The organism is Amycolatopsis sp. NPDC051903, from assembly GCF_044452505.1.
Taxonomy (GTDB): Bacteria; Actinomycetota; Actinomycetes; order Mycobacteriales; family Pseudonocardiaceae; genus Amycolatopsis.
Map to the genome: position 1 here is coordinate 224,043 of NZ_JBITBT010000004.1, position 15,155 is coordinate 239,197.

A 15,155-nucleotide genomic window follows, 5' to 3' on the forward strand; every position below is an offset into this window, starting at 1 on the left:
CACATCCCGATCCCCCGTCGACGAAAGACGAACACTCAGATCTCCGCCAGCACCAACCCACCCCGGGGTTTGGGCGTGAAGTACGTCGCCTTGCGGGGCATGCGCAAGCCCGCCGCGTGGACCTTCAGGACCGTCTCGAAGGCCACCGGCGCGAGCTGGACCACCGCGTCCGCGCCGGGTGGGGCCGGGCGGCCCGCGGGCAGCGGGTGGACGTGCGGGCCGTCGAGGTCGAGGCCCAGGGCGCGGGCGAACAGGAGGTGCTCGACCACGGCGTGGTCGATGGTCAGCTCGTCGGCCGGGGGCAGGGTGACGCGCAGGTTCGCCGGGCGCGCCAGCACCACCGCGGAGCCCGGCCGGTCCGGTGGGGTGCTGGAGGTGGCCGGAGCAACGTCCAGACCGACCGCGCGCCAGGCGTCCGCCAAGGCGGAAGACGACAGGCCCGTACCGGTGAGCACGCGGTGGATCGCGCCGATCCGCAGCTGCGGGCCGGCGGTCACGAGGGCGAGCAGGGAACCCGTCTGCGCGGCCGCGGCGACGCGGTGGTTGCCGTCGGCGACGAGGAGGTCGGCGGCGGCCGCGGCGTGCAGCAGGCGTCCCTGCACCGTGCCCGAGGGCACCGCCCACAGCTCGTGGCGGCGGCCCGACTGATCCACTGTGGACACGTCCGGCAGGCCGAGACCCGCGCACACCTCGGAGACCACCTCCGTCAAGGCCTCACCACCGCTCGACGGCACGAGCAGCGCGGCGCTCGTGGCGCACCCGAGGCCGCTGAGCACGGCGGCGCGCTCGGCGACCACGTGCGGGTACACGTCCTCCGTGTGGCGCACGTGCGAACCACCCGCGGTGAGTTCGCGGACGTCGACCAGACACAGCACCCCGACGGCGGTGCCGTCCAGACCTTCGATGCGGTACGGCGCCACGAACCCCGCCATCGACCGGTAGTGGCGCGCCCGGATGCGGGCGAGCGCGGCCCGCGCCGACGGCAGCGCGGCGGGCAGGTCCAGCCCGCGCGCGAGCGCCGCCGGCGTGCGCGCCGGGTGCTGCACGGCCAGCAACGTGTCCAACGCGGCACCCGGGGCCGCGAGGGCGGCGACGACCGCGTCGGGCTCGGCGAACTCGTCGACGTCCGGGCCCGGCACCTCGCCGCGCACCACCCACCCGCGGCGGATCGGCCGCACCCACGTGTCCATCCCCTCATCATGGCCGGTCGGGTGAAGCCTGTCCGGCACTCACTCGTTCGTGGAATGCTTACCGTTGCGAAACAGTTTTCAACGACCATGGGCACACCGAGGAGCACCGCGCGATGAGCACCCCCGCCGCCGAGAAGCCGGCGACCACGAAAACGGCCGTCGGCCTGCGCTCCGAGCGCGGGCCGGTGCTCGCGGCGGTGATGCTCAGCACCGGGCTCGTCGCGCTCGACAGCACCATCATCGCCACCGCCGTGCCCTCCGTCGTCGGCGATCTGGGCGGGTTCTCGCAGTTCCCGTGGCTGTTCTCGGTCTACCTGCTGACACAGGCCGTCACCGTGCCGCTCTACGGCAAGTTCGCCGACGTCCTCGGCCGCCGCCCGGTGATGTTCTTCGGCATCGCCGCGTTCCTGCTCGGCTCGGTGCTGTGCGGCGCCGCCTGGAGCATGCCGGTGCTCATCGCCGCCCGCGCCGTGCAGGGCATCGGCGCCGGCGCGGTGCAACCGATCAGCATGACGATGGTCGGCGACCTCTACACCGTCGAGGAACGCGCCCGGGTGCAGGGTTACGTGGCCGGCGTGTGGGCCGTCGCGTCGGTGATCGGCCCGACGCTCGGCGGCGTGTTCTCCGAGTACCTGAGCTGGCGCTGGATCTTCTTCGTCAACCTGCCGCTGGGCGCGGTCGCCGCGTGGATGCTGTACCGGAAGTTCACCGAACGCGTGGAGCGCACGCGCCACCGCATCGACTACTCGGGCGCCGCGCTGCTCACCGGCGGCTGCACGCTGCTGATCCTCGCGCTGCTGGAGGGCGGCGTGGCCTGGGGCTGGGCCTCGGTGCCGAGCATCGCCATCTTCGCCGGGGCTGTCCTGGCGCTGGCCGGGTTCGTGCTGGCCGAGCGCCGCGCGCCCGAACCGGTGCTGCCGTTGTGGGTCTTCACGCGGCGCACGCTCGTCGGCGGCACGCTCGTGGCCCTCGTCGTCGGCGCGACGCTGATGGGGATGAGCTCGTTCCTGCCGACGTACGCGCAGGGCGTGCTCGGTGAGGACGCGCTCACGGCCGGGTTCGCCCTGGCCGCGATGTCCGCGGGCTGGCCGCTCGCGGCGTCGTTCTCCGGCCGCTTCTACATGCGCATCGGCTTCCGCGACACGGCGCTGATCGGGGCCGCGTTCATCCTCGGCGGTGGCGCGCTCACCACGCTGCTCGGCGAGGGCACCTCGATCTGGTTCGTCGCCGGCGCCGCGTTCCTGCTCGGGCTGGGGCTCGGCCTCGCGTCGAGTCCCACCGTGGTCGCGGTGCAGTCCAGCGTCGGCTGGGAACGCCGCGGAGTCGTCACGGCCACGAACATGTTCGGCCGGTCGCTGGGCAGCGCGGTGGGCGCGGCGGTGTTCGGCGCCATCGCCAACGCCACCCTCGCCGACCGCTTCGCCCATCCGCCCACCGGCGTCACCGGCCTGCCCGACAGCGCCGACGCGACGAGCCTCGTCCTCGGCGGCGACGACCACTCGCCCACCGCGAACTTCGTGCGCGACTCGCTCACGGGCGCGACGCACAACGTGTTCGTCGGCATCGTCGTGGTCGGGGTGCTGAGCCTGGTCGCGCTGGCCCTGATGCCGCGCAAGACGGAGCAGCTGGAGTTCTAGTTCTGCAGCGGCAGCAGTTCCCGGTGCAGGCCGTCGAGGAACCGCTGGTAGTCGGCCGAATGGCCGGGCCGGATCACGAACTTCGACAGCCCCGCGTCGATGTGCTGCTCCAGCAGCCGCCGCGCCTCGGCCCAGCTCGTGGCGACCAAGTCCGTCACCGGCGTGCCCGGCCGGCGCTTCGCCGCGACAGCCAGCAGCTGGTCGGCAACACCTTCGCTCGCCACGACGAGGCTCAGGCCGAAGTGGTCGGCCTCGATCTCGCGGCCCACTTCGGCGGCCGCCTCCTGGATGGCCAGCCGGGCGGCGCGGGCCTGCTCGGGTGAGTGGAAGCTGCCGAGCCAGCCGTCGGACAGCCGCCCGGCGCGGCGCAACGCGGCGGGCGCGCTGCCGCCGAGCCACACGTCGAGCCGCTTCGCGGGCCGCGGCCCGATCGTCACGCCCTCGACCTGGTAGAACTCGCCGGCGAAGTGCACGTCGTCCTGTTCCAGCAGCAGCCGCAGCAGGGTGAGCGCCTCGTCGAACACCGCCGCGCGCTTGCCGGGCACCGGGAACAGGTCGTGCTCCGCCGCGTTGGCGGGCCGGAGCCCGAACACCGGCAGCACCCGTTTCGGCGCCAGCCCGGCCAACGTCACCAGCTGCTTCGCGACGAGCACCGGATTGCGGCCCGGCAGGATCGCGACCCCGGTGCCCACCTTCAGCTTCTCCGTGCGCGCCAGCGCGTGCGCCATCCCGACCACCGGATCCACCTCCGGCGCGTACACCAGCTCCGACAGCCACAGCGAGTCGATCCCGGCCGCCTCGAGCGTCTCCGCCAGCCCCGCGAACTCCGCGGCCCCGGTCCCCGGCGCCGGCGCGACCCCCAGCCGGATCTTCACTTCCTCGCCCACCACGTGCTCCCTTTCGAATCGGCTCGTTCCCGTTCAAGAGTGCCACCATCGCCGCGATGAATTCTTTGACGAACGTTCCAGATAGGGCTAGCGTGTGCTCATGGCACGCACCCGGGAGTTCGACACCGACCAAGCCGTGGCCGCGGCGATGGAAGCGTTTCGCCGCAAGGGCTACGAAGGCACGTCGATGCGCGACCTCGCGGAGGCGACGGGCGTCGGCAGCGGATCGCTGTACGCCGCCTTCGGCAGCAAGGACGGGCTCTACCTGGCAGCACTGGATCTCTACCGCCAGCGCTACGCCGTGCCGTTGATCGACCTGCTGCGGGCCCACGGAGACGCCCCCGCGGTGATCCGCGAGGTCTTCCTGTCGACGGTCGACGACATCGCGGGCGACAGCCGGCGCCTGGCCTGCCTCATCGTCGCCGGGGCGATGGAGCGGGCCCGGGACGACAAGCGCGTCGCCGAACGGCTCAAGGCCACCACCCGCGCGCTGGAGCTGGCGCTGTTCGACGTGCTCGCCGAAGGCCAGCTGCGCGGGCAGATCCCCGGCGACCGCAGCCCCGCCGATCTCGCCGCGTTCCTGGTGACGAGCCTGCAGGGGCTGCGCGTGATGGGTGCGATCGACCCCGACCGCGACGCGCTCACGAGGTCGGCGGAGGTCGCGCTGACCTGTCTCAGCTGATGGCGGCCCGACGAGCTGGGGCCTTTTCGTCCCAAAATTCTGTAACAGTCAACCAAGAAAGAGGAGAGTCATGGACCCCATCGGAGTCGGTGTGATCGGCGGCAGCACCAGCGGCTGGGCGTCGTTGGCGCACCTGCCGGCCATCGCCGCGGCACCGGCGTTCGAACTGCGCGCGATCAGCACGACGCGGCGCAGCTCGGCGGAGGCGGCTTCGGCGAAGTACGGCGTGCCCGGGTACGCCGGTCACCAGGACCTCATCGCCCACCCGGGCGTGGACCTGGTCGTCGTGTCGGTGAAGGTCACCGAACACCGCGAGCTGATCTCGGCCGCTCTCGCGGCGGGGAAGATGGTCTACAGCGAATGGCCGCTCGGCGCCGGCTCGGCGGAGGCCGAAGACCTCGCGGCGCAGGCCGAACGCGCCGGGGTGCGCACCGTGATCGGGCTGCAAGGCCGCTACGCGCCCGAAGTCCGCTACGCCCGCGAGCTCATCCGCGACGGCTACGTCGGCGACGTGCTCGGCACCACGGTGGTCGGGTCCGGAATGGTCTGGAGCGGCGAGGTGCCCACCCACGGCCAGGCCTACTGGTTCGACAAGGCGAACGGCGCCTCCCCGCTCACCTCGCCGACGCTGCACGCGCTCGACCCGCTGCACTTCGTGCTCGGCGAGTTCGACGCGGTGGCCGCCAATCTCGTCGTCGGACGCAAACAAGCGCGGGTGGCCGAGGACGGCACGATCGTCCCGGTGACCGTGGCGGACCAGGTCTCCGTGATCGGCACGCTGACCGGCGGCGCCGCGGCGTCGGTGTTCTACCGCGGCGGCACGTCGCGCGGTGAGAACTTCCGGTGGGAGATCAACGGAACCGAGGGCGACCTGGTCATCACCTCGGCCTGGGGCAACATGCAGGTGGCCGGGCTGACGCTGACCGGCGGCCGTGGTGGCGAAACGAGCGCGGCGCCGCTCGCGGTGCCCGCGTCCTACACCGGCGACGTACCCGCTGAACTGGCGGGCACACCCGCCGCGAACGTGGCCCGTCTGTACGCCGCGCTTGCCGGCGACCTGGCCGGGAACACCCGCACCGTCCCGGATTTCGCCCACGCTCTGGAGCGGCACCGGCTCATCGACGCCGTCGAACGGGCCTCGGCGACCGGGATCAGCCAGGACCGGCGAACCGAGGCGGCCGCGTGAGGGCGATCGGCCTGACGCGGTTCGGCGGACCCGAGGTGCTCTCGGTCGTCGAGCTGCCCGACCCCCACGCCGGACCGGGCGAGGTCCGCGTCCGGGTGCGCGCCGCCGCGGTCAACCCGGCCGACACCCTGATCAGGGTGGGCGCTTCTCCCCTCCGGCCCCGGGGCGACCGGCCGATCATCCCCGGGCTGGACATCGCCGGCACGATCGACGAGCTCGGTCCGGGTACGGAGACCGGTCTCGCCGTCGGCGACCGCGTGCTGGCGATGGTCAACCCGACCCGGCCGGCGGGCGGCGGCTACGCGGAACGCGTCGTCCTGCCCGCCGCCTCGGTGGTGCGCGCGCCGGCCGGGGCCGACCACGCCGAGGCCGCCACGCTGGCCATGAACGGGCTCACCGCACTGCACGCCCTCGACCAGCTGCGTCTTCCACCGGGCAGCACGCTGGCCGTGACGGGTGCGGCCGGAGCCGTCGGCGGATACGCGGTGCAGCTGGCCAAAGCGGCGGGCCACCGGGTGCTGGCCGACGCTTCGCCGGGCGATACCGAGCTCGTGCGGAGTCTCGGCGCGGACGAGGTCGTCGAGCGGGGCGCCGACGTCGCCCTGCGCTTCCGTGAACTCGCCCCGGACGGCGCCGATGCCGTGGTGGACGCGGCGCTCATCGGCGCGCCGCTGCTCGACGGCGTCCGGCCCGGCGGCGGGCTGGCGCTGGTCCGCACCCCGCCTGAGCAGGACACGCTGACGCGCGCGGCCGCCGAGCGCGGCATCGGCCTGGTGGTGGCCTTCGTGCACGCGTACGACGAGCGCCCGGACAAGCTCGACCTGCTGCGGCGCTTGGCGGACGCGGGCGCGCTGACCCTGCGCGTGGCCGATCGGTTCCCGCCGGCGCAAGCGGCTGAAGCCCACCGCAGGCTCGAAGCGGGCGGCGTGCGCGGCCGGCTGATCATCGAGTTCTGACCTTCGAACGGTCGCCGCGCGGCGAAGGCCCCCTCCCGGATGGGGGCCGGAAGGAGGCCTTCGGCTCGGGGCGACCGGTGTCCACTCCGGTCCCGGCCGAGCGGCTCCATCGTGGAACGCGGCTGTACAAGAGCCGTACATGAACGTTTGTGCCCGTTGTCCCCGGCCGGCGCCGTGGGTTGGTTACCCACCACCGCCGCGGTGGGTCCACGCGGCGATCTCCGTGCGGTTCGCCAGACCGAGTTTGGCGAGGATGCTGCGGACGTGGCTCTCCACCGTGCGTTCCGAGAGCACCAGCTGCCCGGCGATCGCGCGGTTGGCGAGCCCGTCGGCCACCAGGGCGGCGATCTCGCGTTCCCGCGGGGTCAGCGGGCCCGCCTCGGTCAGCTGCGCCAGCAGAGCCCCGGCGGCGCCCGCGGGGCCCGGCATCCCGAGCCGGCGGGCTTCGTCGAGGGCTTGCCGCGCGAGCGGCCTCGCGCGGGCCGGCTCGCCCCGTCGCGCGAGCACTTGCGCCAGCCCCAGCCGGTTCTGCACGACGAACGGCCGTGCGCCGACCCGCACGTCCGTCGCGATGGCGGCTTCGAACAGCCGCGCGGCGTCGTCGAGTTCGCCGAGGAGCACGGCGAGCCGGGCCCGCCAGCTCGGGGCGCAGTCGGAGCAGAAGACGCCGGCACCGCCGCTCATGACGAGTGAGTCGGCGCGCACGACCGGCTCGAGCCAGCGGGCGGTCTCGACGTCGCCGAACGCCTCGGCCAGCACCACCAGGGCCGGCCCCACCCCGCCCGCCCGGAGCGCGAACCTGTCGTGGCGCGTGAGGTGCAGCGCCGCTTCGTAGGTCGACCGCGCGGCGTCGCGCTCCCCCCGCCCGAGGTGGATGAGCGGGCGCGACACCACGGCGATGGCCACCGTCGGCAGCGCCGCGAGCTGCGCGTCGTACGAGTCGTCGAGGTCGCTCCCGTCGCCGGTCACGAACGCGAGCTGGAGGGTGAACGCGGACGACATCCCGACGGCCGAGCGGTCGTCGGCCAGCTCCGCCCGCGCGAGGGCGGCCGCCTGCCGGTTGAGCTCGCGCGCTTCGGCGAACGCGCCGCGGAACGCGAGCAGCGACGTCCGCAGCCGCAGGTCGTGCCAGCGCACCAGCGGCAGCCGGGTGGTCGCCGCGAGCGCCGTCACGGCCGCGATCTCCTGGTCGACCACCGCCATCGCCTCGGTTTCGAGCGCGGCGTCGATGCGCCACTTGTGGCCCCACAGCGCGGAAAGCGGCCGCCGGTCGCCGAGCCGCACGGCCAGCGAGCCCAGCCGCAGCCGTTCTTCGAGCGGCAGCTCGATCGGAAGGATCTTGAACCGCGCGCGGACGGCGTCGAGCAGCGCCTCGTCATCGCCCGCGCGGCCGGCCAGCGCGAGGGCTTCGTCGGCTCGCTCGCGGGCTTCCCCGACGTTCCCGCCGTCGGCGGCCACGGAGGCGGCCTGCGCGAGCAGCCGGACGCGCACGGCGTCCGGCACGTCGCGCGCGAGCGCGGTTTCGGCGAGCTTTCCCAGGCGCGGCAACAACTCCGGCGCCGAGAGGTCCTGCACGACGAGCGCGGCGGCCGCGACCGTCGCGGGGTCGGGCGCGCGCTCGGCCGCCAGCTCGGCGTGGTCGAGCGCGCGGGCGAAGCGGCCCGAACGGTACTCGGCCGTCGCCAGGTCCACGAGCAGCGCGGCGATCCCGTCGGTCCGGCCCGCGCGCCGTGTCGAGTCGACGGCGAACGTCAGGAACCGCGCGGCTTCGGCGAACGCGAGCGTCCGCGTCGCTTCCCGCGCGGCGACCACCGCCCAGCCGGCCGCGCGGGCGAGCGACTCCGGGTCGGCCGCGGCGCGCAGCCAGTGGGCCGCGACCACGCCCGCGTCCGCCGGGTCGCGCTCGGCGTGCGGGGTGAGGGCCAAGGCAGCCTTGGCGTGCCAGGCTTCCCGCACGCCCTGGTCGAGGTCTTCGTACACGCCGTCACGCACCACCGCGTGCGCGAAGCGGCGGCGGCCGGCCGCGACCGGCACGAGCACACCGGCCCGCACCACGTCGTCCAGCAACGGCACGACGTCGGCGACCGGCCGGCCCGCGACGGCGGCGACCACCGCCGCGTCCACCTCTTCCCCCAGGACCGCCGCGACCTCGACCAGCTCCCGGGTCTGCGGCGCGAGCCCGGCCACCGACGTGCGCACGAGGTGGCGCAGCTCGGTCTGCCCGCCGCCGGACCCCGCCGAGCGGGCGACGGCGCGCAGGTACAGCGGGTTGCCGCCGGAGCGGCGCAGCGCGTCGCGCACTTCGCTGTCACCGACGGCCGCGCCCGCCACCTCGGTGAGGTAGCGACGTACGTCGGGTTCGGCCAGCGGCGTGACGGTCACGGCGTGCGTGGCGGGGCCGCCGAGCAGACCGGGCAGCGCCGCGTCGAGGGCCACGCCGGTGTCGCGGTAGGTCGCGAGCACCACGAGCCGCGAGCGGCGCAGCTCGCCGGCGAGGTGGCGCAGCAGCCGCAACGACGCTTCGTCGGCCCAGTGCAGGTCTTCGAGCACCACGACGAGCCCGGCGGGTTCGGCGGCCGCGACCAGGGCGTCGGCCGCGGTGGCGACGAACCGGAACCGCGCGGCGACGAGGTCGGTACCGGCGCGTTCGTCGAGGTCACCGAGGGCCCGCGTGACCTCGGCGCCGACCTCGGGCAGCGCGGCGAGCACCCGGCGCCACGGCCACAACGGCGGCGCGCCGGGGTCGTCGACGCAGCGGCCCCACACCGTGGGCAGGCCTTGGGTGGCGGCTTCGGCGAGCGTCGTCTTGCCGATGCCGGCGGGCCCGCCGAGCAGCACGAGCACGCCGGTGCCCGCCGCGCCGGCCGCGAACCGGCCGCGCAGGTCGGCGGAGTCCGTCGCCGCGATCGAAGCGATCCAGCGCGCGGTGCTGGCCACCGAGCTGCTGCCGGGTGAGGATCCGGCGCTGCTCACCGGGCCCGACCGGATCGACCTGCACCGCGTGGTCCACCAAACCCTGCCCACCCACGTCACCCTCGGAGGTACCCGATGAGCACGCCCACCACCACCCGCCCGCGTCCCGGCACCTGGACCGTCCACACCGGACGGACGACGGCCGCGTTCACCGTGCGCAAGCTCGGTTTCCACCGCGTGCACGGCACGATCCCCGTCCGCTCCGCGACGGTGCACGTGAACTCCGCCGGCGCGCCCGCCGCCGTGCGCGCCGAACTCGACCTGACCGCGGTCGACACCGGCAACCGCCGCCGCGACCGCGACCTGCAGAGCAAGACCTGGTTCGACTGCGCGTCGGCCCCGGTGATGACCTTCACCGCCGCCGACCTCCGCCCCACCCCCGACGGCTGGGAGGCCTCCGGCCTTCTGTCCCTTCGCGGCACCTCGTGCCCGCTCACCCTCACCATCACCTGCCCCGGCGCCCCCACCGGCGCCTCCGTCGACGTCCAAGCCCACGCGACGCTCGACCGGGCCCCGCTCGGGATGCGCGCACCACGCGCTGTGGTGGGCCGCTACGTGGAAATCACCATCGACGCGGTGCTCGTCGCACCCCCGGCCGGCTGACCGCACTCGGGCCGGTGCGCCCTGCCCGGCGCGCGGCACCCCCGCGGCCGGGCAGGCCCCCGCCCTCCTCGGGCGGGGGTTCCGGCAAAGTCGTGGTTGGTGGTGCTCCGGGGCGGATGCCGAGCAGGGTGCCAGGTGATTTCGCTGCCACCGCCCGCGACCCACGGTTCACCGAGCACCGTCGCCCACTCCTGGGCGATCGCGGCGAGCAGGCGCACTTCGGTGGCGGCCCTGGCCGGTGTGCAGCACACCCCCGGCCGGACAGGCCCCCGCCCTCCCAGGGGGCGTCCCGACTCCATTCTATCGGCCACCACCGACGAAAACGGCCCGCAAGCCGATCCGGGGCCAGGCTGTCCACAACTCGGCCCCGGTGTGGACAACCCAGCGAAAGCCCTTGACCGCGGCGGCGCGGCAGTGAAGACCTCAGCACAGGGGCCGGCACGACGGCGACCACCAGCCCGGCGAGGGCGATCCGCAGGGGAGTCGCGGAAGGCCCCCAGAGCCCAGCCGAACTCAGGCGGTCGCCTCGATCACGCGGCCCAGGGCGGCGTGGAGGGCCTCCAGTTCCGAGACCTCCATGCCCAGCGTTTCGACCACGCGGTACGGGATCTTCTCGGCCTCGGCCCGCAGCTCGCGGCCCTTCTCGGTCAGCTCGACCGTGAGGAGCCGTTCGTCGGAGCGGCTGCGGCCGCGCGTGACGTAGCCGATGGCTTCCAGGCGCTTCAGCAGCGGGGACAGCGTGGCGGGTTCGTGGCGCAGCGCGGCGCCGAGGTCCTTCACCGACCTCGGTGCCTTCTCCCACAGGGCGAGCATCACGAGGTACTGCGGGTGCGTCAGCCCGTACGGCTCGAGCAACGGGCGGTAGATCGCGATGACGCTGCGCGAGGCGACCGACAGCGCGAAGCACACCTGGCGGTCGAGCTTGAGCGGGTCCTCACCCAGGTCGATCTCTGCCACCGCGTCCTCCTCCTGGTCCGGGCCACCCTATCGGAGTGCTGTGGCCTCGGTAACGCCATCGATTAGCGTACTAATCATTAGTGTACTGTATCGGTAGCCGAAGAGGAGGCGTGATGGATCGTCCCGGGGTGTTCCGCTGGTTCTGGTACGCGGTGGGCGGCCGGCTGCCCGAGCGTTACCACGACTGGATCCTGCACGACACGACGTCGAAGCACTGGAAAGCACGGCACGTGGTCCGCAGCTCGGTGGGCCTGATCCCGCTGTGCCTGGTGTGGCTGCTGCTGCCGGGGCCGATCGCGCTGCGCCTGGCGATCGTCCTGATGGCGGCGCTCGTCGCGTACTTCTACTCGAGCGTGTACATGGAGGAGAGCATCGAGCACCGCCTCGCGCGCAACGGTTTCCCGCCCGGCACCGGCAAGCGCATCCGCCGCGAGGCCGCCGAAGCCGCCGACGCCGAGGCGAAGGCCCGCTACATCGCGATCTACCGCCAGAACACGGGCGAGCAGAGCACACCCGCCACGGGAACCACGCCGCCGCAGGGCTCCGACTGACCCGCGCGGCTAGACTCGGCGTCCGATGAGACGCAAGCTTCGCGGTCCGCTGCCGCAGCGCCACGGCCTGGACCCGGCGCGGTTGAGGCTGCCCGACGAGGGTTCGTGGGCAACGCTGCTCGAGCACCTCGTCGAGCGGCTTCCCCGGCTGGACCCGTCGCGCATCGAGGAGATGCTGCGGGAGGAGCGCATCCACAACCTCAACGGACCGGTGGCCGTGGACGCCGCGTTCGAGCCCGGCACGTTCATCTGGTTCCACCGCGACCTGCCCGACGAGGTGCCGGTGCCGTTCGACGTGACCGTCGTGCACCGCGACGAACACCTCTTAGTGGTCGACAAACCCCATTTTCTGGCAACAATCCCACGCGGTCGGCACGTTCTCGAAACAACACTCGTGCGGTTGCGCCGCGACCTCGACCTCCCGCAACTGTCCCCCGCCCACCGGCTCGACCGCGTCACCGCAGGACTGGTGATGTTCGTGATCACACCCGACGTGCGCGGGAAGTACCAGACGATGTTCCGCGATCGACGCGTGCAGAAAGAATACGAAGCGATCGCACCGTACGACCCCGCACTCGAACTGCCGCGAACGGTTCGCAGCCGGATCGTCAAGGAACGGGGAGTTCTTGCGGCGCAGGAGGTCGACGGACCGCCCAACGCCGAAACCCGCGTCGAGCTCGTGGAGCGCCGCGACGGTCTCGGCCGCTACCGCCTCCTGCCCGCCACCGGCCGCACGCACCAGTTGCGCGTGCACCTGAGCCGCCTCGGCATCCCGATCCTCGGCGACGACTTCTACCCGGTGCTCAACGAAAAGCCGCTCGACGACTTCACGAAACCGCTGCAGCTGCTGGCAAAGGTGCTCGAATTCGACGATCCGGTCACCGGCGAACATCGAAGGTTCACCAGCGCACTCCGCCTCACCGCGTGGGATTCCCTCGACGAGTGGGCGGCGCCCCCGCCGTACAGTGCCGTTCGTGACCAATCCGACGACAGTCACGGCGGAAACCGTCGGCACCCGAAGTAGGCTCTGATGGGGTGCCGCTTACTTTTGGTCGGATTCATAACAGGCAAGGGCGCCGCGCGAACTCACTTCGTCCAGAACTTCACACCGCTCCACTGCACGGTGATCGGACCCGCACCGCTGGAGGTGCGATACGACCCGAACTTGTCGTAATAACTACCGCTGGGGCTGTCGATGGTCTGTTTCAGCGAACCGTTGATGTAGACCTTGTGCGTACTGCCCACCTGGTTGATGGTGTTCACCCGCACCGACGTGCCCACGGTGGCACCGCTGGCGAGCGTCTGCCCGCCTTCCACCGCGTACATGCGGCCACCCTTTTCCACCGCCAGCAGGAAATACGGGCCGGCGTTCGACCCGTCGCGGAACGTCTGCTTCACGCTGATGCGCGAGCCGCTCATGCTGGTGATCTTGAAGGAACCCTCGAACTGGTGCGTGCCGCCGGTGTAGGTGTCGTACCGGCGTTCAGCCCGCTGGTCACCGCTGCCCGTGGAGCAGGTGAGCTGGAACGTGAGCCCGTTGATCTGCCCGCATCCGCGTTCCTGCTCGGAGTACCCCGGCGACCACGAATTCCACGGGCCCGTGCCCACCTGCGCGCTCGCGACGGGCGCGAGAACCGCCAGCCCGCACACGACCCCGGCGAGCACCCCACCGATGCGTAATCTTCCGCGCACTTGCCAACCTCCGTGCAACTCAGGGCGGCGGTTGTGGGACAGGTCCAGACCACTTCGTCGAACCTGGGTGATCACTGTACGAGCACGGGCGAAAACAGACAAGAGCCGAATTCGCGACCCTTGACGACAAACTTTGTCAATGCTTGGCTCGACGGATGCGGGACGTCGAAGTGATCGAGGACCCGGCCGCCGCGGCGGTCGCGCTGGAACCGGTTCGCGCGCGCCTGCTGGCGGCGCTGGCCGAACCGGCGTCGGCGGCCGCGCTCGCCACGCGCCTCGGGCTCACCCGGCAGAAGATCAACTACCACCTGCGCGCGCTGGAGTCCCACGGCCTCGTCGAGCCCGCGGGCGAACGCCGCTGGGGCGGCCTGACCGAGCGCCTGTTCACCGCGACGGCCACGTCGTACCAGGTCTCCCCCGCCGCGCTCGGCGAAGCCGGCACGCCGACGATCGAGCCCGACCGCCTGTCGTCCGGGTACCTGCTCGCGGTCGCGGGCCGCACCGTGCGTGAGCTCGCCGGGCTCGTGCGCCGCGCCGCCGAAGCCGGGAAACCGTTGCCGACACTGGCTTTGGACACCGAGATCGCGTTCCGCTCGGCGCGCGAGCGGGCGGCGTTCACCGACGAACTCACCACGGTGGTGGCCGACCTCGTTTCCCGCTACCACGACGAAACGGCGCCAGGTGCGCGAACCCACCGGCTGGTGGTGTCCGCACACCCGAAACCCGCGGCGCCGCCTGCTACGCAGGCTGGATGATCACCTTCAGGGCCTGGTGGTCGGCGGCGTTGCCGAACACGTCGTAGGCCTGGTCGAGCTGGTCGAAGGTGAACGTGTGCGTGCCCATCTTCTCCGCGGGGATGCGTCCGCTCGCCACCATCTTCAGCAGCGTCGGGATCGAGACGGTGTCCACGAGCCCCATGGTGATGGTGATGTTGCGAATCCACAGGTCCTGCATCGGGAGTTCGACCCCCACACCGTGCACGCCGATGTTCGCGACGTGCCCGCCGGGCCGCACGAGCGCCGCGGTCGTCTGCAGGGTTTCCGGGAAGCCGACAGCTTCGATGGCGACGTCGACGCCGAGACCGTCGGTGTGCGCGAGGACTTCCGCGACGGTGTCGGGCCCGGCGGCGACGGTGTCCGTCGCCCCGAACTCGAGGGCCTTCTCGAGGCGGAACTTGTTGGCGTCGACGGCGATCACCTTCGACGCGCCCCACAGGCCGGTGGTGAGGATCGCGGCGAGCCCGACCGCGCCGGACCCCACGACGGCGACGGTGTCGCCGGGCCGCACCTGGCCGGCGAGCACGCCGACCTCGTAGCCGGTGGGCAGGGAGTCGGCGAGGAAGATGGCCTGCTCGTCGGTGACCTCGGCCGGCACGTGGTAGAGCGACGTGTCGGCGAAGGGCACGCGGACGTACTCGGCCTGCGTGCCGTCGATGAGGTGCCCGAAGATCCAGCCGACGCCGCCGACCGTGCGGCAGTGCGACGGCATACCGCGCTGGCAGTAGTCGCAGCGCCCGCACCGCGTGACGGCCGGGACGAGCACCCGGTCGCCGACCTTGAAGCTGCCCACGGCGTCGCCGACCGCCGTGACGGTGCCGACGGCTTCGTGCCCGAGGATGCGGCCGTCGGTGACCGCGGCGACGTCGCCGTGGAGGATGTGCAGGTCGGTGCCGCAGATCGTGGTGGTGTCGACCTTCACCACGACGTCGGTCACCTCTTGGACGGTTGCGTCGGGAACGTCTTCCCACGCCTTGCTTCCGGGACCGTGATAGACCAGCGCCTTCATCGCCACCTCCGGGTTCGGCCGACCCTCGACGCTACGACGGCTCCGGCCGGACGCCG

The 15,155-nt window shown here is 72.7% G+C and carries 15 protein-coding genes; 9 read left to right on the forward strand and 6 right to left on the reverse strand.

The window, feature by feature from the left end; all coding sequences use genetic code 11:
- Positions 1 to 35 precede the first annotated feature (35 nt).
- The gene (locus tag ACIA77_RS12070) at positions 36 to 1,190 is read right to left on the reverse strand and encodes a DUF1015 family protein (RefSeq protein WP_395885859.1); all 1,155 of its coding nucleotides are present in this window, start codon (positions 1,188 to 1,190) and stop codon (positions 36 to 38) included.
- 113 nt (positions 1,191 to 1,303) lie between these two features.
- Between ACIA77_RS12070 and ACIA77_RS12075 the strand changes: the two genes are divergently transcribed.
- Positions 1,304 to 2,827 carry an MDR family MFS transporter gene (locus ACIA77_RS12075; protein WP_395885860.1) on the forward strand — a complete coding sequence of 508 codons (1,524 nt, stop codon included), beginning with the start codon at positions 1,304 to 1,306 and terminating at the stop codon, positions 2,825 to 2,827.
- Here the strand turns inward: ACIA77_RS12075 and ACIA77_RS12080 are convergent.
- Positions 2,824 to 3,714: a TIGR03854 family LLM class F420-dependent oxidoreductase gene (locus ACIA77_RS12080; protein WP_395885861.1), complete on the reverse strand. Its 891-nt coding sequence runs from the start codon at positions 3,712 to 3,714 to the stop codon at positions 2,824 to 2,826. The genes ACIA77_RS12075 and ACIA77_RS12080 overlap by 4 nt on opposite strands.
- A 100-nt stretch (positions 3,715 to 3,814) precedes the next feature.
- On the opposite strand from ACIA77_RS12080, the gene ACIA77_RS12085 reads away from it, so the two are divergent.
- The 3 genes from ACIA77_RS12085 to ACIA77_RS12095 all read left to right on the forward strand — a co-directional run bounded on the left by ACIA77_RS12085 (position 3,815) and on the right by ACIA77_RS12095 (position 6,538).
- A complete protein-coding gene (locus tag ACIA77_RS12085; RefSeq protein ID WP_395885863.1) occupies positions 3,815 to 4,396 on the forward strand; it encodes a TetR/AcrR family transcriptional regulator in 582 nt (193 codons plus the stop codon).
- 70 nt (positions 4,397 to 4,466) lie between these two features.
- Positions 4,467 to 5,582, forward strand: a complete 1,116-nt coding sequence (locus ACIA77_RS12090; RefSeq protein ID WP_395885864.1) for a Gfo/Idh/MocA family protein — start codon at positions 4,467 to 4,469, stop codon at positions 5,580 to 5,582.
- A complete protein-coding gene (locus ACIA77_RS12095) occupies positions 5,579 to 6,538 on the forward strand; it encodes an NADP-dependent oxidoreductase (protein WP_395885865.1) in 960 nt (319 codons plus the stop codon). Before ACIA77_RS12090 ends, ACIA77_RS12095 begins: the two co-directional genes overlap by 4 nt.
- Before the next feature lie 183 nt (positions 6,539 to 6,721).
- Here the strand turns inward: ACIA77_RS12095 and ACIA77_RS12100 are convergent, their stop codons facing one another.
- Positions 6,722 to 9,475, reverse strand: a complete 2,754-nt coding sequence (locus tag ACIA77_RS12100; protein ID WP_395885866.1) for an ATP-binding protein — start codon at positions 9,473 to 9,475, stop codon at positions 6,722 to 6,724.
- Here ACIA77_RS12100 and ACIA77_RS12105 point away from each other — a divergent pair.
- Both ACIA77_RS12105 and ACIA77_RS12110 read left to right on the forward strand, forming a co-directional pair.
- The gene (locus tag ACIA77_RS12105; protein WP_395885867.1) at positions 9,465 to 9,590 is read left to right on the forward strand and encodes a hypothetical protein; all 126 of its coding nucleotides are present in this window, start codon (positions 9,465 to 9,467) and stop codon (positions 9,588 to 9,590) included. The two genes, ACIA77_RS12100 and ACIA77_RS12105, sit on opposite strands and share 11 nt — an antisense overlap.
- A complete protein-coding gene (locus tag ACIA77_RS12110; protein ID WP_395885869.1) occupies positions 9,587 to 10,114 on the forward strand; it encodes a YceI family protein in 528 nt (175 codons plus the stop codon). Before ACIA77_RS12105 ends, ACIA77_RS12110 begins: the two co-directional genes overlap by 4 nt.
- Positions 10,115 to 10,627: 513 nt before the next feature.
- On the opposite strand, the gene ACIA77_RS12115 is transcribed toward ACIA77_RS12110, so the two are convergent.
- Complete coding sequence (locus ACIA77_RS12115; protein ID WP_395885871.1) at positions 10,628 to 11,071, reverse strand: MarR family winged helix-turn-helix transcriptional regulator; 444 nt, start codon at positions 11,069 to 11,071, stop codon at positions 10,628 to 10,630.
- Between the two features lie 113 nt (positions 11,072 to 11,184).
- Between ACIA77_RS12115 and ACIA77_RS12120 the strand changes: the two genes are divergently transcribed.
- Together ACIA77_RS12120 and ACIA77_RS12125 are read left to right on the forward strand one after the other, a co-directional pair.
- Entirely contained in the window at positions 11,185 to 11,622 is a 438-nt protein-coding gene (locus ACIA77_RS12120) for a DUF5313 domain-containing protein (protein WP_395885872.1), read from the forward strand.
- Positions 11,623 to 11,647: 25 nt separating this feature from the next.
- Entirely contained in the window at positions 11,648 to 12,646 is a 999-nt protein-coding gene (locus tag ACIA77_RS12125; RefSeq protein ID WP_395885873.1) for an RluA family pseudouridine synthase, read from the forward strand.
- Between the two features lie 62 nt (positions 12,647 to 12,708).
- Here the strand turns inward: ACIA77_RS12125 and ACIA77_RS12130 are convergent, their stop codons facing one another.
- Positions 12,709 to 13,314, reverse strand: a complete 606-nt coding sequence (locus ACIA77_RS12130; protein WP_395886198.1) for a hypothetical protein — start codon at positions 13,312 to 13,314, stop codon at positions 12,709 to 12,711.
- Positions 13,315 to 13,469: 155 nt separating this feature from the next.
- On the opposite strand from ACIA77_RS12130, the gene ACIA77_RS12135 reads away from it, so the two are divergent.
- Positions 13,470 to 14,069 (forward strand): helix-turn-helix domain-containing protein, encoded by a 600-nt coding sequence (locus tag ACIA77_RS12135; protein ID WP_395885874.1) that lies wholly within the window; start codon positions 13,470 to 13,472, stop codon positions 14,067 to 14,069.
- On the opposite strand, the gene ACIA77_RS12140 is transcribed toward ACIA77_RS12135, so the two are convergent.
- Positions 14,053 to 15,099 carry an alcohol dehydrogenase catalytic domain-containing protein gene (locus ACIA77_RS12140; protein ID WP_395885875.1) on the reverse strand — a complete coding sequence of 349 codons (1,047 nt, stop codon included), beginning with the start codon at positions 15,097 to 15,099 and terminating at the stop codon, positions 14,053 to 14,055. The genes ACIA77_RS12135 and ACIA77_RS12140 overlap by 17 nt on opposite strands.
- Positions 15,100 to 15,155 lie beyond the last annotated feature (56 nt).

Bases quoted from the DNA above. Each gene is read 5' to 3' on its own strand.
- ACIA77_RS12070 (WP_395885859.1), bottom strand. From the start codon at position 1,190: ATGGACACGTGGGTGCGGCCGATCCGCCGCGGGTGGGTGGTGCGCGGC.
- ACIA77_RS12140 (WP_395885875.1), bottom strand. From the start codon at position 15,099: ATGAAGGCGCTGGTCTATCACGGTCCCGGAAGCAAGGCGTGGGAAGAC.
- ACIA77_RS12120 (WP_395885872.1), top strand. From the start codon at position 11,185: ATGGATCGTCCCGGGGTGTTCCGCTGGTTCTGGTACGCGGTGGGCGGC.
- ACIA77_RS12110 (WP_395885869.1), top strand. From the start codon at position 9,587: ATGAGCACGCCCACCACCACCCGCCCGCGTCCCGGCACCTGGACCGTC.
- ACIA77_RS12085 (WP_395885863.1), top strand. From the start codon at position 3,815: ATGGCACGCACCCGGGAGTTCGACACCGACCAAGCCGTGGCCGCGGCG.
- ACIA77_RS12135 (WP_395885874.1), top strand. From the start codon at position 13,470: ATGCGGGACGTCGAAGTGATCGAGGACCCGGCCGCCGCGGCGGTCGCG.
- ACIA77_RS12090 (WP_395885864.1), top strand. From the start codon at position 4,467: ATGGACCCCATCGGAGTCGGTGTGATCGGCGGCAGCACCAGCGGCTGG.
- ACIA77_RS12125 (WP_395885873.1), top strand. From the start codon at position 11,648: ATGAGACGCAAGCTTCGCGGTCCGCTGCCGCAGCGCCACGGCCTGGAC.
- ACIA77_RS12075 (WP_395885860.1), top strand. From the start codon at position 1,304: ATGAGCACCCCCGCCGCCGAGAAGCCGGCGACCACGAAAACGGCCGTC.